Raw genomic sequence first — 23,809 nt, 5'->3', positions numbered from 1 at the left:
CGGCTTGGGGCACAGCCAGCTATCTTCATAATACTCAGACATTCACGAGCTATTTACACAAATTTCCCATGGTTAAACTGCCAGGCTTAGCTTTGTTTCCAAACCTTACCCGCCGAGGCGGTCGCTGGGCCGTGGGAGGGTGGGTTTCACTGAGCCTGCTGGGGGCGATCGCCCCGATCGCCGCCACGGCTGCAGCGCCTAGCCCGATACCTGAGGCAACCCTGGCTGAAGCAGTCCCAGCCAGTCCCACGGCCCAGGGCCAAGTTCTAATCGTCAACGGCACTCAGGCCGCCGTTCCCTGGATGATCACCAACGGTCAGATCGGCCTTGCCGACTATGGCGTTACCGATCACATGGGAGCTACTCTGCTCAGCAGCAACCAGCCCGACCGTCAGCCGGTACAGTGGTTTACCGAGCCAGGTGGCGCGGTAGAACTGTCCGCCTGGGTGCACGGCGGTTACCGATATTTGGACATTGCCCCCCTGGCCCAGCGCCACGGCTGGCAGGTGCAGCCCCAGGGCAATGTCCTGCAAATTACTGCGCCCCCGGCCCAGGTCGTCGCCGTGCGTCGGGAGGCTCTGTCTGGTGGTGAGCGCTTAACCCTAGACCTATCTGGCCCGGTGCCCATCACCCTGAGCGATAGCGCCGACACGCTCACTCTGACGCTGGGGGCTACCGCCGCCGATCGCGTGCTGAGAGAGGCGATCGCCGCCCCCGCCGGAGCTTACCTGGGCTCACTCACGGTCACCCCCGTAGCGGGTGCCCTGCGATTCCAGGCCAGCACCAGCCAGCCGCCTCGCCTGTCTACTCGTGCCAACCAGATTGTGGTCGATATTCGGGCCGATACTCTCCAGCCCCACAGCATTGCCTGGGCACCCGGCGTTCGCTGGCAGCAGCGGTATGTCTCTGTGGCCGGGCAGCCATTTCCGGTTTACTGGCTGCAATTGGACCCAGACCAGGTTAACCTCCGCCCCATCTGGACAGACCCCACCACGGCCACAGGCACGGCTCCCCTGACCACCATTGCCCAGCGCTGGCAGGCCGCCGCCGCCATCAATGCCGGCTTCTTTAACCGCAACAATCAGTACCCTCTGGGGGCCGTACGCGCTAACAACGACTGGGTCTCCGGGCCCATTCTGAGCCGTGGCGTCGTAGGCTGGAACGACCAGGGCCAGATACGCATGGAGCGTCTGGTGCTTAACCAAACCCTCACTACCGGCAGTGGGCAAACGTTTCCGGTGCAGGCGATCAACAGCGGCTACGTGCAGGCCGGCATTGGGCTATATACGCCCACCTGGGGGCCGACCTACCGCCCTGTCCTAGACGGCGAAACCATCGTTACGGTCGTAGATGGCGTGGTCGTCAACCAGCGGGCCGCCAACACCTTGGGGGCAGCGGGGCTGCCGATCCCCACCAACGGCTATCTTCTGGCTCTGCGCTCCTATGCCACAGCGGCTCAAGCGTTGCCCCCTGGGCAACAGGTTTCTCTATCATCCGAGCTGTTGCCCGCGACCCTAGCCCCTTTCCCCAACCTGATTGGCGGTGGACCGCTGCTGCTGCGCGATCGCGCCCTCGTCCTCGACGCTGGTCTCGAGCAGTTCAGTCAGGCCTTTGCCACCCAGGCCGCACCTCGCAGCGCCATTGGCACTACCCCCAACGGTGAAATTTTGCTGGTCGCTGTCCACAACAGCCCGGCAGGTCCTGGCCCCACGCTCAGCCAGCTGGCCCAGATCATGCTTCAGCTCGGCACTACTGATGCCCTCAATCTAGACGGCGGCAGTTCGGCTAGCCTCTACCTCGGTGGACGCTTAATTAACCGTTCTCCCCGCACCGCCGCCCGAGTCAACAACGGCATCGGCCTCTTTCTCCCATAGCCTTCACCGCGTGATCAGTAGCGCCCACAGCACGATACAAACTCACTCCGCCCTCTATGAATTGCCGTTGCTTGTTCCTTCCCGAGCATTGGGCAGCGATATCGCCTAAACGTTCTCTCACTTCCTTAACATGTCAAAGCAGGGTGTAAAGACTTCGTATGGTTGCTCCTCTGAACCGCCGAAATCCCCTGGTCAATCAGTTGCCCTTGCTAAACTGTTGGCTGAGAAACGTGGCCCAATCCTTTGGGCCAGTCAAACACGACCTTGCGAAACCTTTGAGTTCAATTGACAGTCTCACAGGGATGGGCACCCTAAAGAAATGCGGCCCAGCGTCGCCGTTCCTGGCGCAGTCTTAACCTTTAGGTTCTAGGAGAACTATTCACTATGCCAAAACTGGAAGAGTCAATTCAGCCTTCGGCCTTGGCCCTAGCCACCAACAACGGCAAAGAAATTGCTGAAACAGGCCTGCGTCCCTGGGGTTGTTATACAGTGCTCGAAGAAGGCCGTGGCTACAAAATTAAGCGTATAGAAGTAAAACCCGGCCATCGTCTCAGCCTACAGATGCATCATCATCGCAGCGAGCACTGGATTGTCGTCTCTGGCACCGCCAAAGTCGTCTGTGGCGACGACGAAATTTTGCTCTCCAGCAATCAATCCACCTATGTGCCTCCCTGCACACAGCACCGGCTTGAGAACGTGGGTGTCATTCCCCTGGTGCTGATTGAGGTACAGAACGGCGAATATTTAGGCGAAGACGATATTGTTCGCTTTCAAGACGACTACTCTCGGGTCGAAACAGCCTAGGCTCTGGCCAGTCCGATCGCCTAGTTCTAAGCCAGTTAAACAACCTATAAATAGTCTGCGGCGATAGTGCTAAGCTCAGCACTATCGCCGTTTTTTGTCGCTATCGTCCATGATTCACATTCGCCCCGCCGCCGCCCAGGAAATCAAGCGGTTGCTAGCTCGGCAGGTGACTAGCAGCACCCAGCAGCCACCTCAGGCTTGCCTTACGCTGGAGCCGGGCGGCTGCGCTGAATGGACTTACCGCCTCACGGCTGAAACTATGTGCCCCGATGCCGACACAGCAAAAACCATAGACTGTAACGGCATCAGCCTATCGGTGCCATTAGGCGATCTAGACCTCCTGCAAGATCTTACGATTGACTATGCCGAAGACCTAATGGGCGGGGGCTTTCGCTTTGTTAACCCCCTAGCTCAGCGCACCTGCGGCTGCGGAAATGCCTTCTCGCTCAACGCTAACGCTCCCGTTAGCCAGGACTGCACTGGCGGGCTGCCAACCGGCTAGCCACGGCAGCTCAAACCCAAAGTCATCGCATTTGACCAAAGCCAATTCACAGTGCTAGCATTAGATCTTGTGAAAACTTGAGTCCACCCGCCGTAGCACAACAAGCATCCTATGCCCACGATTCAGCAACTCATCCGGAGCGAGCGCCAAAAAGCCGACAAGAAAACCAAATCCCCTGCCTTGAAGAGCTGTCCTCAGCGTCGGGGGGTTTGCACCCGTGTTTATACCACTACGCCTAAAAAGCCGAACTCGGCTCTGCGGAAGGTAGCTCGGGTTCGTTTGACTTCTGGCTTTGAGGTTACGGCCTACATCCCTGGTATTGGCCACAACCTCCAGGAGCACTCCGTAGTCATGATTCGTGGCGGTCGGGTTAAAGATTTGCCTGGAGTTCGTTACCACATTATTCGCGGCACCCTTGATACTGCCGGTGTAAAAGACCGTCGCCAGGGACGCTCTAAGTACGGGGCCAAACGACCCAAGCAAGCATCGTAAAAAAAGCCTGTTCTGAAGAAAGCCGTTGGGCAGAAAACCAGGATCGAGTCGCTGAGCAGCCCGCTCGCTTCGGGTGTATCAGTTACTCTAGCGTCCTAGCTTCTATCTTGGTTGGATCTTCTATCTTGGTTGGATACTGTAGGGCTTAGCCAAGCCTGTCTTTGTTAGGTAATTTTGTTAATTCAGCTACGCAGCCTTATCGCTACTGGAATTTAGATCATGTCTCGCCGTACCGTTGTTCAAAAGCGTCCGATTCCGCCTGATTCTGTCTACAACAGCCGTCTCATCACCATGATGAGCCGTCGCCTGATGACTAGCGGCAAAAAGTCTCTGGCTGACAAGATTATCTACAACTCCTTCACCATCATCAAGGAGCGCAGCGGCGGTGATCCTCTAGATGTATTTGAACGGGCCGTGCGCAATGCTTCACCCCTGGTTGAGGTTAAGGCTCGTCGGGTCGGCGGTGCTACCTATCAGGTGCCGATGGAAGTGCGATCAGAGCGTAGCGTAGCCCTGGCCCTGCGCTGGCTGACTCAGTTTGCCCGCCAGCGTCCTGGTAAATCGATGGCAATCAGGTTGGCTAACGAGCTGATGGATGCTGCCAACGAAACTGGCGGTGCCGTTCGCAAGCGTGAAGAAACCCACCGTATGGCAGAGGCCAACAAGGCGTTCGCCCACTACCGTTACTAGGCTCGCCCGGTTTTGCAGGGCCATAGCGCCGGGTTCGTTGGCGATCGCTGTTTCTGCTTCCTAGAATAAATTTGTTCCGGTATCCGAAACGGCCAGCCATAGAATGACGAGGAGGTAACTGTGGCAAGGACAACACCCCTAGAGCGGGTTAGAAATATTGGTATTGCCGCTCACATTGATGCTGGCAAAACCACAACCACAGAGCGAATTCTGTTCTACTCAGGCATCGTCCACAAAATTGGTGAGGTGCACGAGGGCACGGCCGTTACTGACTGGATGGAGCAGGAGCGCGAGCGCGGCATCACAATCACGGCAGCGGCTATTACCACCAACTGGCGTGATAATCAAATCAACATCATTGACACCCCTGGTCACGTTGACTTCACCATTGAAGTCGAACGTTCTATGCGCGTTTTGGACGGGGTGATTGCGGTATTTGATTCGGTAGGGGGTGTGCAACCTCAGTCGGAAACCGTTTGGCGTCAGGCCAATCGCTACCAGGTTCCTCGCATTGCCTTCGTCAACAAGATGGACCGCACTGGAGCAGACTTCTTTAAAGTTTGCGGTCAGCTGCGCGATCGCCTGGGCGCAAACGCAGTACCGATTCAGGTTCCCGTCGGAGCTGAGGGAGGCTTTCAGGGCGTTGTTGACTTGGTCGCCATGCGGGCCCGTATCTACCATGATGACCTGGGTCAAAACTTTGAAGACACAGAGATACCGACCGATGTCCAGGATGTGGCAGAGGAGTATCGAGCCAAGCTAGTTGAAGCGGTGGCTGAAACCGACGATCTCCTTATGGAGAAGTATTTTGAAGGGCAACCGCTGTCCTCCGACGAAATCGCGGCTGCCCTCCGCAAAGGCACAATCCAAGGCACGATTGTGCCAGTTCTCTGTGGGTCTGCCTTCAAAAACAAAGGGGTACAGCTGCTTCTAGATGCGGTTGTTGACTATCTTCCTTCCCCTGTCGAAGTGCCACCGATTCAAGGGCACCTGCCCAATGGTGAGATCGCTGAGCGCCCTGCCGATGACGATGCACCTTTGGCCGCTTTAGCCTTCAAGATTATGGCTGATCCCTACGGTCGGCTAACCTTTGTTCGAGTTTACTCTGGGGTGCTCAAAAAGGGCAGTTATATCTACAACGCTACCAAAGACAAAAAGGAACGTATTTCTCGGCTGATTGTGCTTAAGGCCGACGATCGCATTGAGGTCGACGAACTGCGGGCCGGGGATTTGGGAGCCGCCATTGGCCTTAAAGATACATTTACCGGCGACACCATTTGTGATCCTGCCGATCCCATCGTCTTAGAATCCCTGTTTGTGCCGGAGCCCGTGATCTCTGTAGCGGTGGAGCCAAAGACAAAGCAGGACATGGACAAGCTGGCTAAGGCTTTGCAATCGCTGTCGGAAGAGGACCCTACGTTCCGAGTTAGCACTAATCCTGAAACCAATCAAACGGTGATTGCAGGTATGGGGGAGCTACACCTGGACATTCTCGTCGATCGCATGCTCCGGGAGTTTAAGGTGGAGGCCAACATTGGCGCTCCTCAGGTCGCTTACCGTGAAACAATCCGCAAAGCTACTACTGCTGAAGGCAAATTCATTCGCCAGAGCGGTGGCAAGGGGCAGTACGGCCACGTCGTGGTCGAGGTAGAGCCCGCTGAGGAAAGTAGCGGATTTGAGTTCGTGTCTAAAATCGTTGGGGGTACAATTCCAAAAGAATATATTGCTCCCGCTGAACAGGGCATGAAAGAGGCCTGCGAATCTGGTATCCTATCTGGGTATCCGGTAATTGATTTAAAGGTTACTCTGGTCGATGGGTCGTATCACGATGTAGACTCATCAGAGATGGCCTTCAAAATTGCTGGGTCAATGGCGATGAAGGAAGCCGTCCTGAAGGCGTCTCCTGTCCTTCTAGAGCCGATCATGAAGGTCGAGGTTGAAGTTCCAGAAGATTTTCTGGGTGACGTCATGGGAGATTTGAACTCCCGCCGGGGCCAGATCGAGGGTATGGGAACAGAAGTTGGCGTTGCAAAAGTTACAGCCCATGTTCCCCTAGCTGAGATGTTTGGTTATGCTACCGACATCCGCTCAAAAACGCAGGGTCGGGGCATTTTTTCGATGGAATTCAGCCATTATGGTGAAGTTCCTCGAAACGTGGCTGAGGCCATTATCTCTAAAAACACTGGGAACGCTTAGAAAGGAAAGGACAAGTAACGTAAATGGCACGCGAAAAGTTTACACGCAACAAACCCCACGTCAACATCGGCACCATTGGTCACGTTGACCACGGTAAAACCACTCTGACAGCCGCTATTACCATGACGCTGGCAGCGGCTGGTGGCGCTAAGGCTCGTAAGTACGACGAGATCGATGCGGCCCCCGAAGAGAAGGCTCGTGGTATTACCATCAACACGGCCCACGTGGAGTATGAGACCGAAAATCGCCACTATGCCCACGTTGATTGCCCTGGCCATGCTGACTATGTGAAAAACATGATCACCGGTGCAGCTCAAATGGACGGTGCCATTCTGGTGTGTTCGGCTGCCGATGGCCCCATGCCCCAGACCCGGGAGCACATCCTCTTGGCTAAGCAGGTAGGCGTACCGAGCATTGTTGTCTTCTTGAACAAGCAAGATCAGGTTGACGATGAAGAGCTGCTGGAGCTGGTAGAACTGGAAGTCCGTGAGCTGCTCAGCTCTTACGATTTTCCTGGTGACGATATTCCGATCACCTCTGGCTCTGCTCTGCTGGCCGTAGAGGCGCTGACTGCGACCCCGGCTATCAGCCGTGGCGACAACCAGTGGGTTGACAAGATTCTGGCGCTGATGGATAGCGTTGACGACTACATCCCCACGCCCGAGCGTGATGTCGACAAGCCCTTCCTGATGGCCGTTGAGGACGTATTCTCGATTACCGGTCGGGGTACGGTAGCCACCGGGCGAATTGAGCGCGGCAAGGTTAAGGTTGGCGAAACTGTAGAGCTTGTCGGTATTCGTGACACCCGCAACACCACCGTAACCGGTGTTGAGATGTTCCAGAAGACCCTAGACGAAGGGATGGCTGGAGACAACGTTGGTCTGCTGCTGCGCGGTGTGCAGAAAGAAGACATTGAGCGCGGTATGGTGCTGGCTAAGCCCGGCAGCATCACACCTCATACTCAGTTTGAGTCTGAGGTTTACATCCTCAAAAAAGAAGAGGGTGGCCGTCACACTCCTTTCTTCCCTGGCTACAAGCCTCAGTTCTATGTGCGCACCACCGACGTGACCGGTAGCATCGTTGCTTTCACCGCTGACGATGGTAGCGATGCTGAGATGGTGATGCCCGGCGATCGTATCAAGATGACCGTAGAACTCATCAACCCCATTGCTATCGAGCAGGGAATGCGATTCGCTATCCGTGAGGGTGGCCGCACCGTGGGCGCTGGTGTGGTTTCTAAAATCCTGAAGTAGTCTAGCGCTAGCTTCAAAAGGCAGGAGTGATCACGACTAGGTTCACTCCTGCCTTTTGTCTCTAATGATTTCGGTTTCGGTTTGCACCTCGACAACTTATTTTTCTCAGACCTATGGCTACCATCCAGCAACAAAAGATTCGGATTCGCTTGAAAGCTTTTGACCGCAGACTGCTTGACACCTCCTGCGAAAAGATTGTTGACACCGCCAATCGCACCAACGCCACGGCAATTGGCCCTATTCCTCTGCCAACCAAGCGCCGCATCTATTGCGTACTGCGCTCTCCCCACGTAGACAAAGACTCCCGTGAGCACTTTGAGAGCCGTACTCACCGCAGAATTATTGATATCTACCAGCCTTCATCCAAAACGATCGACGCTCTGATGAAGCTGGATTTACCCGCTGGGGTCGATATTGAAGTGAAGCTTTAGAGCAATTTTGTTTTACCCGCTAAGTAGGTGTATTTAGCGGGTTCTTTTGGGTCTGTCGTAGGGATTAAGCTGGGTGAGTAACGCCTTGAGGCCCGGCATTTAGCTAGGGAGTTGGGTTAGAATACTCCTATGTAAACAAGTGTTACGGCCTGCCTTGCCCTGGCACGGCGTGCTTGAAACCTGCAAGAGGCGACAATGGCATTCTCCGAGTCCATATCTGTGCGAGAACTCCCACTTTTTCCATTACCTGAGCTGGTTCTGTTTCCGGGGAGGCACCTGCCGCTTCATGTGTTCGAGCCCCGCTACCGAATTATGATGAACACAATACTCCAAAGCGATCGCCGGTTTGGAGTATTGATGCTTGACCCGACTACGGGGCAGCCTGCTCAAGTTGGCTGCTGCGCTGAGATTCTTCATTATCAGCGGCTGCCCGACGACCGCTTGAAGATTCTCACCATTGGTCAGCAGCGGTTCCGAGTGCTGAGCTACGTACGCGAAAAGCCCTACCGAGTTGGCCTGGTGGAATGGGTAGAAGATAAGCCCACCAGTCAAGACCTGAATCCCCTTGCCTCCGATGTTGATCGTCTGCTGCGTGATGTAGTTCATCTGTCAGCTAAGCTCACTAACCAAGATATTGACCTGCCCGACAATATCCCTGACATTCCCATTGAGCTGTCCTATTGGGTGGCGAGCAATTTACATGGAGTGGCTCTAGAACAGCAGGCCCTGCTCGAAATGGATGACACCAGCGTTCGGCTAGAGCGCGAAGCCGAAATCCTGACGTCTACCCGAAACCATTTAGCGGCCCGCACGGCTCTTAAGGAAGTACTTGAGTAGATTGTGCCTTAGCTTTGGTAGCCGCTAGGCTGGGATCTACGGCAACTAAGCAGTAGGTACCGAAGTTGATTAGGGTTTCCGTGCAGTCTAGAAGTTCTTTAATGGCCTGCTGTCCGGTAGGGGTATTGCCGCTAGTTTCTAGGTCTACAAAAAAGAGGTACTCGCCCAGCGATCGCTTGGTAGGGCGAGACTCGATGCGGCTGAGGTTGATGTCATAGCGGGCAAACACCTCCAGGGCTTTGAGCAGAGCGCCGGGACCGTTTACGGGTAGGCTAAACGCTAGGGACGTGTACTGACCGCTAGAACTTTGCTGCTCAAGGTCGCTGCCCTTGAGCACCCAGAATTTAGTGCAGTTGTCGGATTGGTCGTTAATGTTGTGGGCCAAGATTGGCAAATTGTATAGCTGAGCCGCCCACTCCGAAGAAATTGCGGCTACTGCTGCATTGTCAGCCAGGTGCTCAAGAGCTTCTGTGGTAGAACGAGTCGCCACCAGTTTGGCCTGGGGTAGGGTGCCCTCGAGCCAGAACTGGCATTGAGAAAGCGCCTGGGGATGAGAGTAAACCATCTTGATCACCGTCGGATCCTGGGCATAAGACAGTAGCGCATGGCGAATGGGCATGACCATCGCGTGGTGAATGTTGAGCTGCTGAAGCCGCCAGAGGGTATCGAGGGTGGTCGTGACGCCGCCTTCAGTGGAGTTTTCAACCGGTACGATGGTGAGATTGGTTAACCCCTCGGCGGTTGCCTGCATAGCCTTTGGAATGCTGGGCATAGCCCGCAGTTCTACAGGCTGGCCTGTACGCTGTTCTAAGTCGAGACTATAGGCTAGAGCGGCCAGTTGGGAGTAGGTGCCCTCAGGCCCCAGGTAGGCAATGGTGAGCGTCATAGCGAAGAGCGATCGCGCAATGGGTTTGTTTCATACTATGTCCTAGTCTGGGGTCAGGAACGGCTTCGTCTACCAGGTTGGAATTAACGGTTCCTTAACCAAAAACTGGGCCACTTTAGGCGGACAAAGACAGCGTTCCCCAGTAATATGTAATGGGTTTTGGCCGGGGCTGTGGCTCTGGTGGGGGGAGCTAGAGATGGGCAAGAGCGCTAAGACAGTATCCGGTACAAAGCCATCCAAGGCAAGGACACTGCTGACAATGGGGTCAGCCGCATTTTTGTTAGGAGCTGCTGTGCCTCTGGCCGGAGCGTTGAGCACTGGGGCGATCACAATGGGCGATGTGGTTAGTGCAGCCCCAGGCTCTGCCGATCAGCCCCGGGCGTTAAATACGCAGCTGTTTGCCCTGATCGATGCGCCTGGGGTCGATGCCTTTCCCACCACGGTTAGCAGCGAGCGGCTGTGCAGCCGTCCGCTGGGGCTAGTCGAAGCAGAGGCCGCTGGCGATCGCAGCGAAAAACTGTTTCAGGGGGCTAGGCTAGGGGCCGCCTCGAAAACCCTGGGAACCGAGGCGATCGCGCAGCTGGGAGCAGCGCCCTGGCCCAGCATTCATCCCCAAGCCGCAGAGGCACGGGTGCCCGTCTTGATGTACCACGACGTGCTCGAACCACCGGAGGTCTTTTTTGACCTCACCCCCGCTGACTTCGAAGCTCACCTGCAAACCATTCTGGACAAGGGGCTGACGCCAATCAGTCCCGATCAGCTTGTGCAGCACCTGCGTACCGGTGCCCCACTGCCCGAAAAGCCGGTGCTGATTACCTTTGATGACGGTTACGTGGGCCACTACGAGCATGTCTATCCGCTCTTGCAGAAGTATCAGGTGCCCGCTACGTTTTTTGTTTTTCCGGGCAAGGTAGACGGTGACGTAGCTGGGCGATCGACCCTGACCTGGGACCAACTCAAGACCATGACCGCCGATCCTCTGATTACCATCGGGTCCCACAGCGTCACGCATCCAGCCGACCTCCGCGCGCTCAGCGACGATGACTTAGTCTATGAAGTGGTGGAGTCGAAGCGGCGGCTCGAGAGCGAACTGGGCGTACCCATGCGCTACTTTAGCTATCCCACCGGCTACTACGACGAGCGGGTAGCCCAGGCGGTGGCCGATGCGGGCTACCTGGCTGCGTTCACAATGCGTGAGCAAGATGAGCAGTTTGCCGGGGCCTCAGAGTCGCTGCTAGCGATCGAGCGCTTCGGTCAGTCCAGTCTTGACGCCCTAGTGGATGTGGCCTGGGGTGGCTCCCCTACTCCCAGCGCTGCGCCAGTTGCGGTGGCCGACTCAGAGTTTAACTTTACTGCTCCTGTAGAAGTCCAAGAAATAGACCTGGAGGACCAGTCACTCTCAATCATCACAGGTGGTCAGCCAGTGACCATCCACGCCAACAGTCGCTACCAGCTGACAGACATTATGGCGGGGACCAATCTTGCTGGAGCGGTTGACGGTGGATTTTTCTCCCTGGAGTATCTGGACTCCAACGTCATGATTGGCCCAGTTTTGAGTCAAAGCACTCGGCAGTTTGTGCCTGGCTATGGTGGAGAGACCCCCAGGCTGAACGGGCGTCCCCTGGTGCTGATTGCGCCCGACCGAGTACTGTTTGTGCCCTTTGAGGCCGATCGCCACAATGCTCTGGCTGGGCTAGCTCGCGAGTTGCCCGGCGTAACCGACGCCTTTGTGGCCGCCGCCTGGCTTGTTAAAGATGGGTTGCCCCAGCCCGCCAGCAGTTTTGGCAGCCTGTTTGATTACGATGCCCGCCGCCATCGCGCGTTTTGGGGCATTAATACGGCTGGGCAGCCGGTGGTAGGGGTGACCCACACAATGGTGGACTCGGTACAGCTAGGTGAAATGCTGCACCAGGCCGGTCTGCGCGATGCGGTAATGCTCGATTCAGGAGCCAGTACGTCTCTCGCCTATCAAGGAGATTCTCTAGTGGGGTATATTCCCCGTCCGGTGCCTCATATTGTTGGCCTGGTGCCCCCCGATGCCAACAACGGCAGCCCGTGCCCTCTAGTTGTTGACGAAGAGCAAAATACGACGACCGTTAAGCGCTAGTGCTGCTTCGAGAGGCTAGCGCTGATCCAGAGCCAGAACAGTTCAGGACGCGGGTTTAGTTGCCAAAGCCTGCGTACCAGAAATACGTTGCCATAGGAATAACCGTGGCCAATACCAGCAGCACCACCAGAACGATGGTGCTGTTGCCGCGATTTTCGGCGGTTTCTTCGGCGCTGGCAAAGGTGCTTTCGCTGTCAAAGGAGTCGTCGAAGGCCGGTGGACCTGGGTCTTCTTGGCCGCTGAGTACGGCCACTAAGCGATCGCTGGCCGCCAGAAACGACTGATTGTATTTGTCGCCCTCTAGCAGCGGGTAAAGCACGGTTTCTTGAGCAACGCTGTTGGCAATGTCTGGGTCTAGTCGCGCGGCTGACTGCTCGCCCACGCGAATGCCTACGGTCTTTGTGACCTCATCTAGCACGAGCAGGGTTTGATTGGCCTGGTCTACCGGAGTGGGGTACCAGCGTTCAAACAGCTTGTCGGTAAAGGTTTGAATCGTTTCGCCGTAGTCAAAATGGTGAATGGTCACCAGGCGAACTTCATTACCTGTGGCGGTTGCCAGTTCGCCAAAGCGGCTCGAAATTTTGTTCTCATTGATGCGGCTGATGATGCCAGCCTCGTCGACAATCCAGGTGGAGTCGCCAGCGGCTACGGTCGGGATCTGAAAAACAGCCACTGCCTCAGCGGCAGAAACCCCCAGCCCCAGCACTAAACACAACGGCAACACGAGGCCTAAAAAGCTCCGCCAGCCCAGCTGAACTGAGCGAGCAAGCATCCGTTGGGGCAGGTGACTGTTCATGGGCTTAGGCTACAGAGACTACGAGGGCTTAGGGACTACCGAGCTTCGCCTAAAACCCTACTAATAAATATACGGGCCTAAGAGCTTTGAGGGAACCAGATGGATCAGGTTCCTGCAAACAGGCGCGAAGCTATAGCACTGCTAGCCCAGCGGTTGCTTAGGCCGCAGGCAAATTGCGGAGCCGGATCAGCTGCCGTCGCATCAGCGGTGAAGCGGCCATTGCCGATACCTCGTTCACCTCTACCTGGGACTCTAGCTGCTCGACAAATTCATCGCTGCCGTAAGAATAGGCGTCAATCAGCAGCTCCAGTAGATGGTCGCGATTGGCAATGACGCCATTTTCTTCTAGGATTCGAAACTTGAGAGTGACAGTGCACTCGTAGACGCCAACCTGAGCCTCAGCGGACGGATGGGGTGCAGACGTAGCCATGGTCGAAGGTATACTCCCTAGCTAAATATGGAAGGAGTCATCAGAGGAGACTGGGGGCTAGAGAATGGATCCTGCTGGAGGCTAGCAGGGCATCAGGTAATGGTGTGGCGCTGGGCTAGATCCATAACGGTGATGCAACCTCTATGATGACGGTGATTGAGGTTACTCAGGCGCTTGAAATGCTGCACATGGGCGATGGGCAGCACGATAGGCCTAGGTATCTAATGCCATCAAATCAAAAAAAACCAGCTAGAGCTAGATTTTGGCGATCGCTTTTACAGGATTGATACAGTTTTGTGAGGCCATGATTAATGGCCCAAAATTCTGTAGGTATTATCCCAAGCTAGCTCGATCTTTTTATACTTGGCGTTCGTTTGGAACTAAAGATTGGGTTGGTTTTAGAGACCACTTGAAATTTAATATTGCTTCGAAAACCCATGTGCTAAGGGCTAAATAGGGTTAGGTAAAGGTTTGAGGGTTAAGATTACAGCCAGCAAAATGGCTGAATTAAGGCCGTGTCTTTCTACCGTTGTTGGCAGTCGAAAGTGTTCTAGGAGTAAGTCCTGCGATCGCAATCACCTAGTGCTTTATTCATAAAACCTCCGTAGAATACTGACTAGGTTAGGTGCTATAGCGAACGATAAAAATGCGCGATTCTCTCATTCAAGCCTACTTGCCGCTGGTGATCTGGACGGGACTGGGCATGGTGTTGGGCCAGTTTGCACCCGTAGCTCTACCGCGATGGCTGGGGCGATCGCTGTACTGGGTTGGTATTCCCCTAGAGATTTTTGCGCTGGCCCGTCAGACCCACTTTGCCCAAGATACCGATTTAGCTCCGCTGTACACCGTGGTTGCTCTGGGGCTGGGGCTGGGGCTTGCCCTGGCTGGGTTGGCCCTAGTGCGCTGGGTAGCGTCTACACCCGATACTGCAGCAGTTCTAGACAGCGATGGCCTGGTGCAGGGTGTCGCTCTAGCACCGCCTATTTCTGAAGCCGCTACTTTGCAGACCCAGGGGTTCTCATCAGCTATGACCTGGGCCGATAAACCGCGCCAGGGCAGCTTTGTACTGGCTTCTATGCTCGGCAATACGGGGTTTGTGGGGTTAGCGATCGTGCCTACCCTGGTCACTGGCCCTTATCTGGGCTGGGCCGTATTCTACAGCGTGACGCAGAACGTAGTCGGCACCTACGGACTGGGGGTGTATCTGGCTAGCTGGTTTGGGCGCGGCACCCATGCGCAGTCGCGCTGGCAGCAGCTGCGCGATGTCGTTACGGTGCCATCTCTGTGGGCCTTTGGGTTGGGGACAGTCTCTCAACGGTGGCTTTGGCCATCGCCAGTAGAGGATGCGCTGCATCAGTCGGTATGGCTGGTCATTCCGGTGGCCCTGGTGCTGATGGGGCTGCGGCTGAGCCATCTGCAGGGGTGGAGCAGCCTGAAACTGGCGCTGGTGCCTGCAACCCTCAAGGTGCTGGTGCTGCCTGCGGTGATAGGAACCATCGCGTTAAGGGCAGGGCTGCCCAAAGACGCCGTGCTGGTGCTGGTGCTGATGTCGGGTATGCCGAGCGCTTTTGCGGGGTTAATTTTGGCGGAAGAGTATGAGCTGGACCCGGAGCTTGCCGCCGCCAGCATTGCCCTATCTACTGGAGGGCTGCTGCTGACCATCCCCCTATGGCTAATCGTTTTTGGCTAAGTTTTCAGCTTAAAAACACCGCGAAATAGGGAGCCGCTCTACCTGATTGCCCAAACAACGCTTGCCTTGGACTAAGCTTGCCTTGACTGGGGAATAGCACTACTGAAATTGACTGTTGAGGTGTGGCCGGGAGCCGAGAACTATGTGCCGAAGAATGGCCAACCTTTACCTAAGTCTTAAGGTTTACATTTATTCTGAGGAGAACATCATCCTCGGTGGTTGCCATGTCTACTCCTTTTCAGCAGCTGAAGGACCAGTTCAAGGCGCTAGGGCCTACTCCTACAACGGATGCAAAGGCAACCGCCAAGGCTTCTCTGCAAAAATGGCTGGAGGCTAATGCCGAGTTTCTGCAAGGTAAACACCGACAGGGGGAGTTTAACGGCACGATGATGCAGTACTTCCACTGGTATAGCCCCGCCGACGGCAGCCACTGGAATCGGGTTAAAGCAGAGGCTCAGGCTTTGGCCGATGCGGGCATTACCGCCCTGTGGCTACCCCCAGCCTACAAGGGAATTGGCGGTGGCTGCGATGTGGGCTATGGCGTTTACGATCTGTTTGACCTGGGGGAGTTTGACCAGCAGAACTCCGTGCGCACCAAGTACGGCACCAAAGACGAGTATGTAGCGGCCGTAAAAGCCTGTCGTGAGGTAGGGATTAATATCTACGCCGACGTAGTGTTTAACCACAAGATGGCGGCGGATTGTGAGGAAGAGTTTAACGCGACCCCAATGGACCCGAGCGATCGCCGCCGACCCCTGGGCAACATACGCAAGATTAAGTCTTGGACAGGCTTTAACTTTCCGGGACGCGGCGACAAATACTCAAGCATGAAGTGGCACTGGTACCACTTCGATGCCGTTGACTACAACAGTTGGGAGCCCGACTATAAAGCCGTCTGGCTAATTGAGGGTAAAACCTTTGAAGACAAGGTGAGCTTGGAGTTGGGTGGCTTTGACTACCTGATGGGCTGCGATCTCGATATTGACCACCCAGAGGTGAGCGGCGAGCTGAAATACTGGGGCGAGTGGATGCTCGACCACGTTGGGGTCGACGGCTTTCGGCTGGATGCCATCAAGCACATTTGCGGCGACTTTTTTGTTGACTGGCTGGCCCATCTGGAGCACTATGCTCAGCGGAGTTTGTTCTGTGTGGGCGAATACTGGACCTATGACCTCGGGTCACTGAGCTGGTACGCCGGTAACTCTGGCGGTCGGCTCGACCTCTTTGATGCGCCGCTGCACCACAACTTTCACAAGGCGAGCAAAGCGGGCAGCAGCTACGATCTGCGCACTATTTTTGACAACACGGTCGTCAAAGAAATGCCGCTGCTGGCGGTCACCCTGGTCGAAAATCACGACACGCAGCCGCTGCAGGCGCTGGAGTCGGTAGTAGAGGCCTGGTTTAAGCCGTTGGCCTACGCCATGATTTTGCTGCGAGCCGATGGCTATCCCTGCATTTTCTACTGCGACTACTACGGAGCCCACTATGTCGATAAAGGCCGCGACGGCAACGATTACGAGATCTGGATGGACTCGCACCGGGAAATTTTGGACCGGCTGCTGATCGGGCGCAAGCATTTTGCCTACGGTCCTCAATACGACTACTTTGATCACCCCAACGTGGTGGGCTGGACGCGTCTGGGCCAGGGCGATCGCTGCCGGGCGATGGCGGTGCTGTTAAGCAACGGGGCCGAGGGCACCAAGTGGATGGAGGTGGGGCGGCCTAACACCACGTTCTACGATCTGACCGGGAATATTGCCCACACGATTACCACCAATGTCGATGGCTGGGCGGAGTTTCGCTGCAACGGCGGCTCGGTGTCGGTTTGGGTGGAAGATCATCCTGCGCTGGGATCGGTTCTGGAAAAGCTGCCAGGTTAGGGAACGCTGGAATGTAGCGTTGGCCAATGCGCCTAGGACAGTAGTAACTAACCGTAGCTAAGCCTGGGACAGCGAGCTGGGTATAGCCATCGCCATACGAGTCTTGTGGGCGATGGCTATACCGGAGGTAAACCCTGCGATCGCACCCTATTACCCAAGCGATTATTCTGTCCTTGCCCACCGCTCATCTCCCGCAGGATAGAATTTTATGCCGCGAAAAGTTAAGCTGTGTAACGCCCACTCATTTTGTTGAAGCAGTGGGCGTTCGTTTCTATGGTTAAATTGGTACTTTCGTGCAAGTAGATCGCGTTCCTTTAGGGGCTACGGGTGCAGAACTTTCAGCCTATGTGCGCTCAGCCCAGGAGCTAGACTTTACCCTTCAAGACCTCAAGGCGGCTATTCCAGCCCGTTGTTTTCAGCCTTCTGTCGTTAGGTCGTTAGCCTATTTCTGGTTAGATATTGGGATTATTGCAGCGCTGTATGCTGTAGCCCATGCGCTCAACTCTTGGCTATTTTTCCCTCTCTTTTGGCTGGCCCAGGGCACCATGTTCTGGGCTCTGTTTGTGGTGGGCCACGACTGCGGCCACGGGTCGTTTTCTCGTTACAAATGGCTCAATAACCTGGTTGGTCATCTGACTCACACGCCCATTTTGGTGCCTTACCACGGCTGGCGGATTAGCCATCGCACCCACCACGCCAACACCGGCAACATCGACACCGATGAGAGCTGGTACCCAATCAGTGAGTCAACCTATCGGGCCATGCCATGGCCCCAAAAACTAGTGCGATTCTATGGATTGCTGTTTGCCTACCCGTTTTATCTATTTTTTAGATCGTCGGGGCGCAGCGGCTCTCACTTTGTGCCCAGTAGCGATCTGTTTCGCCCTTCAGAGCGGCGCGATGTGCTGGTCAGTACCCTGTGTTGGTCAGCCATGATCGGGTTTTTGGTGTGGTTAGGCATTACCCACGGGCTGCTGTTTTTGGCGACCTACTATGTGGCACCCTACCTGGTATTTGTCGTATGGCTTGATTTGGTGACGTTTTTGCACCATAGTGAGCCCGATATTCCCTGGTACCGGGGTGACGAATGGTACTTTCTCAAGGGGGCGCTGTCGACTATCGATCGCGACTACGGTTTTATCAACCCCATTCACCACAACATCGGCACCCATGTGGCCCACCACATTTTCTCTAACATGCCCCACTACCACCTGAAGACGGCTACCGAAGCGATTAAACCAATTTTGGGTGACTACTACCGTCGCTCTGAAGAGCCGGTGTGGAAGAGTTTTGCCCGCTCGTTTTGGGCCTGCCACTACGTAGCCGACCAGGGCGCTAAGGTTTACTACCAGCCCCACCCCGATCGCCGCTAGGCCTTAACGTTTTCAAAATAGTCCTATACCGATGCTATTTCGGTAGTCTAAGGGATGAAGTGGGCAGTTTAGAGTCAGTGCGGTTCTAGGCTGCCCGCTTTAATTTAAGTTGGCGTTTGAATTTGGCGTTTGGAGTTCGTATAGGTTCTTTTTGCAGCGCTCTGAAATGATCCAGCCTTTGATTTCAGCTATCATTTGCACCCACAACCGGGCCAGCTATTTGGGGGCCGCGATCGCCAGTCTGCTGGGCCAAACCTACAGCGCCTACGAAATTATTGTGGTGGACAACGCCTCGACCGACAATACGAAAGCTGTGGTCGAGGCCTACCTGCCCCACCCACAGCTAACCTACGTGTATGAAAGCACTCTGGGGCTATCGGCGGCGCGCAACCGGGGAGCCGCGATCGCCCGAGGCAGCATTCTCGCCTACCTCGACGACGACGCTGAGGCCTCGCCCCACTGGCTGGTGGCGCTGGCTGAGGCGTTTGCAGCGCGTGACAAAGCGGCGATCGCGGGCGGGGCGGTGAGCCTAATCTGGCCGCCGGGTACCACCCCGCCCCCCTGGCTGTCGCCCACCCTCGCGCACAGCCTGGGGGCCTACGATTTGGGCGCTGCACTGCAACCCATCACTGACCCTGGCCAAACCCCTCGGGGCCTTAACTACGCGGTCAAAAAAAGCTTTTTAGAATCGGTGGGCGGGTTTGATCCCCAGCTGGGCCGGGTGGGCAAAAACCTGCTCTCCAATGAAGAACTGCATCTGACCCAGCAGGCGCTATCGGCTGGCTTTGAGGTGCTGTTTGTGCCCCAGGCCCAGGTGGCCCACAACGTCGCCCCCGAGCGCCTGCACCGCCGCTGGTTTTTGCGCCGCAGCTGGTGGCAGGGCATTAGCGAGTGCTACCGCGAGCACCTGAGCCACACCCTGACCCGGCAGCGGCTGCGGGTGCGGGGGCTGTGCCTGCTGCGGGGGCTGGTTAAGGCCCTCAAAAGCTGGTCAGACCCGGCCCTGCGCTTTGAGAACCTGGTCTACGCCTACGGGCAGTTGGGCTACGTGTTTAGCGGGTTGCGCCATTTGGCACCCGGGCCTAGGGCCTGCCCTTAATCTGTCAGGGCTACAGTCTTTCCACGGCTTGCTGAGCTGAATTTGCAGTTAACCACGATTCAAAGGGAATCCACCATGGTGACTACGACCCCCAAAGTACCTATTTCTGTGCTGATTCCGGCTAAGGATGAGGAGCAAAACCTGCCCGCCTGTTTGACCAGCCTGGAGCGGGCAGCAGAAATTTTTGTGGTGGATTCGCACAGCAGCGATCGCAGCGTCGAGATTGCTGCTGCTGCCGGGGCCAAGGTGGTGCAGTTTGAGTTCAACGGCCACTGGCCCAAAAAGAAAAACTGGGCCCTAGACAACCTGCCCTTTAGCCACGAGTGGGTGCTAATTGTCGACTGCGACGAGCGCATTACCCCCGCGCTGTGGGATGAGATTGCCACCGCCATTCAGCAAAGCGAGTTTGACGGCTACTACCTCAACCGCCGGGTCTTTTTTCTCGGCACCTGGATTCGCCACGGCGGCAAGTACCCCGACTGGAACCTGCGCCTGTTTCGCCACCAAAAGGGCCGCTACGAAAACCTTCAAACCGCCGACATTCCCAACACGGGCGACAACGAAGTGCACGAGCACGTGATGATTGAAGGGGCCGTGGGCTACCTGAAACACGACATGCTCCACGAAGATTTTCGCGACCTGTACCACTGGCTGGCCCGCCACAACCGCTACTCCAACTGGGAGGCGCAGGTCTACTACAACCTGCTCACCGGCATGGGCGATGGCGGCACCATTGGCGCAAATTTATTTGGCGATGCGGTGCAGCGCAAGCGATTTCTAAAGAAAATTTGGGTGCGGCTACCCTTCAAGCCGCTGCTGCGATTTGTGCTGTTTTACGTCGTGCGGCTGGGCTTTTTAGACGGGCGAGCGGGCTATATCTACGGGCGACTGCTGAGTCAGTATGAATATCAGATTGGGGTCAAGCTGTTTGAGCTGCGTCAGTTTGGTGGGCAGCTGAATGTTACTCCCAAAGAAAATACGGCCCTGTCTCAGCCAGCGGTTCAACCGGCGATTGTTTCGGTAGAATCAGCCCCTTAAGACCCCTCGCCAAAATCTCTCGATCGCCGCTGATTATGTCTGCTCCTTCCCCCTATCCGCCCGACAGTTCTTCAGAGCAGGACGGCGCTTCGCGAAGCATAAAGCCTGCGGCATCTCAGAAACGGGAACCGACTCAGATCGAGTATCCCTGCGGGAATCGCCCCTGGGTGCAACTCGATACCTACGACCAGTCGTGGTACAAACCGGGACGCTCTAAGGTAACGATTTTGCTGTGGTGGCTGCTGCAGGCGGTGATTTTTCCGCTCACACCCCACGCCTCCCACGCGCCGAGGTGCTGGCTGCTGCGGCAGTTTGGCGCCACCATCGGCAGAGGTGTAGTAATTCGCCCCACGGCCCGGTTTACCTACCCGTGGCGTGTGACGATTGGCGACCACAGCTGGATTGGCGACAACGTAGTGCTCTACAGCCTGGAGCAGATCACCATTGGCCAGCACTGCGTAATTTCGCAAAAAAGCTATCTCTGCACCGGCAGCCACAATATTTCTGACCCGCACTTTGGCCTGGTGGTAGCGCCCGTGGTGATAGAAAACGGAGCCTGGATCGCTACCGACTGCTTTGTGGCCCCTGGCGTAACGGTGGGGGCAAATTCGGTGGTGGGCGCGCGCAGCAGCGTATTTAAGTCGCTGCCGCCGGGGCAAGTTTGCTACGGTAACCCCTGTCGAGCCGTGGCCCCACGCCAAATGGCGCATGATGAGGGCTAGAATTTGCGATCGCTCAACTCATCTGTGTCCTACAGGAATCTAAGCTAAATCTAAGCCTAGAGTTTTGTCGGCGAGAAATTTTGGCTCCTATAATTATGCTGGGCTAGCGCAACGTGCTGAACTCGATTTATGGGCTGTGGGTGCACAAGCTTTAGCCAATGTGGCCTGATATTGCTGGGTAAGTTTTGAACAATTAAATCCGGCAATTGGCCAACCTATAGATCAGGTAAAACCCTCAACAATTGGCGAGAGCGAGAACTCATCTAGGGTTTAGCAACACGTCGTAGCGACCTATGTAGAGTAGGGAGCAAGCCCCAAATTGAGGAAAAACCTTAAACTATGAACATTGGAAGAAGGGCAGTACTTTTAGTCAGTTTTCTGCTCGCCTTAACGATTTCGATCGCATCAGCTAGTTTTGCAACCATGCCTAACGGAGTGGCTGAAGCAAACGCTATTTTGGCCGCTGCCGCCCGAGAATCGGGCCGACCCGCCTATTCTGAAAGCACCGCCATCAGTTTCAAACCCAGCGATAATGTGTATGTAAAAAGCGCGCTGGCTGTCGACTTTACCCCTAACCGCGCCACCGTAACCCTGCCTTTGTATCGAGGGCTTTCTCCTCAGGGCGAGTCAGTCTATTACATTTTGACTGAGGCTTCTGATTTTAACGTTGCTAAGCAGCTGGGCATTAATTATGCGCCCAAAATGAAGCAGGTCATCGGTACCGCTGGCGCTCAGCCGGTGACTCTGTCGCAAGGAATTATTCAGTTTCGAGGAAACATAGATTTTTCGCCAGAGTATCAGGTTGAACCCGGCAGCCCCAATCCGTTCCCGCCAGCGGTGGCAAATCCGGGGGCGATCGCAGACGCGCAGTATTCGTCGATGGCGGTGTTGCCCAGCAGCGTTGTGCTCAACGCCCAAATTGTTCACAATGCCTCCGGTAGCCACGATCGCTTAGAAGCCATTGACCTGGAAAAAAGGACCGTAACCCTGTCAATTTTGGATGGGTTTCAGGGCGGACGACAGTATTTTTATCACCTGGTCACGGATGTGTCGGCGGCGGTGCCTTCGGTGCTAGAAAAAGGGGTTTTTGCGCCTAAGCTGGCTGATATTCCGGCCTATGGCAAATCGTTGCCCTCCGATCCATCGGCGCTGCTGGGGTTTTCGCCGGTTCTCAACGGCATTAGCGATACCCGAACGGGTCAGCATCAAGGATTTGTGGCTTCGCTCGCCAATAACGGCATTGCCCCAATCAATATCTTTCCCTACGGCCCCGACAACGACAACCCGGCGGCGGATAGCAACTATAGCCCTCTCTGGGATGCCCATGTCAGCATGTGGACTGAAGCGGCGATCGCAGACAATAAGGTGCGACGCATCACCTCTTTTGAAGATTTGCAAGGGTTGATAGAAGCGGGCATGGTCACCAGTGCAGCCATTAGCCCTGAGGGGCCGGGTAATGACTGGCTGTATGGGTTACGACCCACCCAGGCCATTATTAACTGTCCTGTAATTGCCCATCCGGTGCTGTCAAATGAAGTCTAAATCACCCTAAATAAACGCAGGTAGATATATCCATGATCTACCTGCGTTTCGGCAGTTTTAAGAAACCTTAAGTGTCGCGTTTAGGTTAGCTTCAGTCTTGAATTTGCAGTTTTTAAGAGGTTTTGTTTGCCCTCCCAATCCTGAATCTACCCTGGCTGTTAGCTCCAGCGTTTAGTCGCAGGGATGCCTTTCCTGAGCGCGAGCCAGTTCTGCTTCATGGGTCAGATCGAGCCGGAGGGGCGTCATCGAGACGTAGCCCTGCTCTACAGCCCAGCGATCGGTGCCGGGCTCAGGGGACTCCATGGGTACCACGGTAAACCAGAAGTGCTGCCGCCCCATCGGATCCTGGCTGGGCATAACTTGACCGTCGTAGTGCCGCACCGACTGGCGAGTCCAGCGTAGACCGTGGGCGGCCTGGTCGGGAAAGTTGACGTTGACCAAAGCCAGATCTGGATCGGGTAGAAGCAGTTCTAGAACCTGGGCCAGGCAGGGCTTGATCAGGTCGAAGTTGGGCTCGCTCTCGGTTACGGGCGCACTGAAGGCAATGCCGCGCAGCCCCAGCAAAACCGCCTGCTTGGCGGCCGCAAGGGTGCCCGAATGCCACATTGCATTGCCCAAGTTGCTGCCTAAGTTGATGCCTGACAGCACTACATCTACTTTGTCCCAGTGGTAAGCGCCTAGCGCTACGCAGTCGGCGGGGGTGCCGTTGACGCGGTAGGCTTCAAAATCTCGCAGGGGCGTACGTTTGTAGGAGAGAGGGCGTGACGCCGTAACGGAGTGCCCCGCCGCAGACATTTCGACATCGGGCGCAACGATACGCACCTGGCCAAAGGTGGCGGCTACCTCTGCTAGAGCTGCAATACCAGGGCTGTAAATGCCATCGTCGTTAGCAATCAGTATCCGCATTTAAACTTCTTTTCCTCCTTTGGCGTGACCGCGATCTGCCTCTTTGCTGAGGGATGGCAGGGCCACAGGTTCTAAACTGTTCAAATCTTGTGCTTGGGCTGTTTGAGACGTTCTATGAACGTTACGCTGATTCATATAGCGGTTCCTGAATGGGCGAGGTACGATCAAAGTAGAGGAAATACTGCGCACGCTACAGTCTTGGTTTTCCTTTAGGAGAGTGTGATGAAAGCCTACTCACTTGACTTCCGGGAAAAGATCATT

The 23,809-nt window shown here is 55.6% G+C and carries 21 protein-coding genes; 17 read left to right on the top strand and 4 right to left on the bottom strand.

From position 1 onward, the window contains the following. The first annotated feature begins 68 nt into the window (after positions 1-68). From ACQ4N7_RS18725 to ACQ4N7_RS18685, 9 genes are all read left to right on the top strand, one after another. Positions 69-1,874 (top strand): phosphodiester glycosidase family protein, encoded by a 1,806-nt coding sequence (locus ACQ4N7_RS18725; RefSeq protein WP_430713010.1) that lies wholly within the window; start codon positions 69-71, stop codon positions 1,872-1,874. Between the two features lie 384 nt (positions 1,875-2,258). Continuing rightward, positions 2,259-2,678 carry a cupin domain-containing protein gene (locus ACQ4N7_RS18720; protein ID WP_430713009.1) on the top strand — a complete coding sequence of 140 codons (420 nt, stop codon included), beginning with the start codon at positions 2,259-2,261 and terminating at the stop codon, positions 2,676-2,678. A gap of 109 nt (positions 2,679-2,787) precedes the next feature. After that, the gene (locus tag ACQ4N7_RS18715) at positions 2,788-3,180 is read left to right on the top strand and encodes a HesB/IscA family protein (protein WP_430713008.1); all 393 of its coding nucleotides are present in this window, start codon (positions 2,788-2,790) and stop codon (positions 3,178-3,180) included. Between the two features lie 111 nt (positions 3,181-3,291). Further along, complete coding sequence (rpsL, locus tag ACQ4N7_RS18710; protein WP_430713007.1) at positions 3,292-3,672, top strand: 30S ribosomal protein S12; 381 nt, start codon at positions 3,292-3,294, stop codon at positions 3,670-3,672. 219 nt (positions 3,673-3,891) lie between these two features. After that, positions 3,892-4,362 carry a 30S ribosomal protein S7 gene (rpsG, locus tag ACQ4N7_RS18705; protein ID WP_194055282.1) on the top strand — a complete coding sequence of 157 codons (471 nt, stop codon included), beginning with the start codon at positions 3,892-3,894 and terminating at the stop codon, positions 4,360-4,362. A 120-nt stretch (positions 4,363-4,482) separates the two neighbouring features. Continuing rightward, complete coding sequence (gene fusA / locus ACQ4N7_RS18700; RefSeq protein WP_430713006.1) at positions 4,483-6,558, top strand: elongation factor G; 2,076 nt, start codon at positions 4,483-4,485, stop codon at positions 6,556-6,558. A gap of 23 nt (positions 6,559-6,581) precedes the next feature. Then, positions 6,582-7,811 carry an elongation factor Tu gene (gene tuf, locus ACQ4N7_RS18695; protein ID WP_430713005.1) on the top strand — a complete coding sequence of 410 codons (1,230 nt, stop codon included), beginning with the start codon at positions 6,582-6,584 and terminating at the stop codon, positions 7,809-7,811. A 113-nt stretch (positions 7,812-7,924) separates the two neighbouring features. Continuing rightward, positions 7,925-8,242 carry a 30S ribosomal protein S10 gene (gene rpsJ, locus ACQ4N7_RS18690; protein WP_017300626.1) on the top strand — a complete coding sequence of 106 codons (318 nt, stop codon included), beginning with the start codon at positions 7,925-7,927 and terminating at the stop codon, positions 8,240-8,242. 195 nt (positions 8,243-8,437) lie between these two features. After that, on the top strand, positions 8,438-9,079 hold the full coding sequence (locus ACQ4N7_RS18685) for an LON peptidase substrate-binding domain-containing protein (protein ID WP_430713004.1): 642 nt from the start codon (positions 8,438-8,440) through the stop codon (positions 9,077-9,079). On the opposite strand, the gene pheA is transcribed toward ACQ4N7_RS18685, so the two are convergent. Then, positions 9,060-9,965, bottom strand: a complete 906-nt coding sequence (gene pheA, locus ACQ4N7_RS18680; RefSeq protein WP_430713003.1) for a prephenate dehydratase — start codon at positions 9,963-9,965, stop codon at positions 9,060-9,062. The two genes, ACQ4N7_RS18685 and pheA, sit on opposite strands and share 20 nt — an antisense overlap. A 292-nt stretch (positions 9,966-10,257) precedes the next feature. Here pheA and ACQ4N7_RS18675 point away from each other — a divergent pair, with 292 nt between their 5' ends. Continuing rightward, complete coding sequence (locus ACQ4N7_RS18675; RefSeq protein ID WP_430713002.1) at positions 10,258-12,072, top strand: polysaccharide deacetylase family protein; 1,815 nt, start codon at positions 10,258-10,260, stop codon at positions 12,070-12,072. 55 nt (positions 12,073-12,127) lie between these two features. On the opposite strand, the gene psb32 is transcribed toward ACQ4N7_RS18675, so the two are convergent. Together psb32 and ACQ4N7_RS18665 are read right to left on the bottom strand one after the other, a co-directional pair. Continuing rightward, complete coding sequence (gene psb32 / locus ACQ4N7_RS18670; RefSeq protein ID WP_430713001.1) at positions 12,128-12,868, bottom strand: photosystem II repair protein Psb32; 741 nt, start codon at positions 12,866-12,868, stop codon at positions 12,128-12,130. Positions 12,869-13,025: 157 nt separating this feature from the next. Then, positions 13,026-13,298: an Npun_R1517 family heterocyst differentiation transcriptional regulator gene (locus ACQ4N7_RS18665; protein ID WP_430713000.1), complete on the bottom strand. Its 273-nt coding sequence runs from the start codon at positions 13,296-13,298 to the stop codon at positions 13,026-13,028. A gap of 646 nt (positions 13,299-13,944) precedes the next feature. Between ACQ4N7_RS18665 and ACQ4N7_RS18660 the strand changes: the two genes are divergently transcribed. The 7 genes from ACQ4N7_RS18660 (at position 13,945) to ACQ4N7_RS18630 (ending at position 22,642) form a co-directional block, all read left to right on the top strand. Then, entirely contained in the window at positions 13,945-14,988 is a 1,044-nt protein-coding gene (locus ACQ4N7_RS18660; RefSeq protein ID WP_430712999.1) for an AEC family transporter, read from the top strand. 224 nt (positions 14,989-15,212) lie between these two features. Continuing rightward, positions 15,213-16,868, top strand: a complete 1,656-nt coding sequence (locus ACQ4N7_RS18655; protein ID WP_430712998.1) for an alpha-amylase — start codon at positions 15,213-15,215, stop codon at positions 16,866-16,868. 293 nt (positions 16,869-17,161) lie between these two features. Next, the gene (locus ACQ4N7_RS18650; RefSeq protein ID WP_430712997.1) at positions 17,162-18,241 is read left to right on the top strand and encodes a fatty acid desaturase; all 1,080 of its coding nucleotides are present in this window, start codon (positions 17,162-17,164) and stop codon (positions 18,239-18,241) included. A 166-nt stretch (positions 18,242-18,407) separates the two neighbouring features. Beyond that, complete coding sequence (locus ACQ4N7_RS18645; RefSeq protein WP_430712996.1) at positions 18,408-19,340, top strand: glycosyltransferase family 2 protein; 933 nt, start codon at positions 18,408-18,410, stop codon at positions 19,338-19,340. A gap of 75 nt (positions 19,341-19,415) precedes the next feature. Next, on the top strand, positions 19,416-20,378 hold the full coding sequence (locus ACQ4N7_RS18640) for a glycosyltransferase family 2 protein (protein ID WP_430712995.1): 963 nt from the start codon (positions 19,416-19,418) through the stop codon (positions 20,376-20,378). 35 nt (positions 20,379-20,413) lie between these two features. Then, entirely contained in the window at positions 20,414-21,100 is a 687-nt protein-coding gene (gene hpsU, locus ACQ4N7_RS18635) for a hormogonium polysaccharide biosynthesis acetyltransferase HpsU (RefSeq protein ID WP_430712994.1), read from the top strand. A 423-nt stretch (positions 21,101-21,523) separates the two neighbouring features. Further along, entirely contained in the window at positions 21,524-22,642 is a 1,119-nt protein-coding gene (locus tag ACQ4N7_RS18630) for a DUF7482 domain-containing protein (protein ID WP_430712993.1), read from the top strand. Between the two features lie 171 nt (positions 22,643-22,813). On the opposite strand, the gene surE is transcribed toward ACQ4N7_RS18630, so the two are convergent. Beyond that, on the bottom strand, positions 22,814-23,548 hold the full coding sequence (gene surE, locus ACQ4N7_RS18625; RefSeq protein ID WP_430712992.1) for a 5'/3'-nucleotidase SurE: 735 nt from the start codon (positions 23,546-23,548) through the stop codon (positions 22,814-22,816). Positions 23,549-23,809 lie beyond the last annotated feature (261 nt).

This window comes from Nodosilinea sp. AN01ver1 (assembly GCF_050565655.1).
In the GTDB taxonomy this organism is placed as follows: domain Bacteria; phylum Cyanobacteriota; class Cyanobacteriia; order Phormidesmidales; family Phormidesmidaceae; genus Nodosilinea.
Note: the sequence above shows the minus strand (reverse complement) of the source record. Positions and strands in the feature narration are given on the sequence as shown.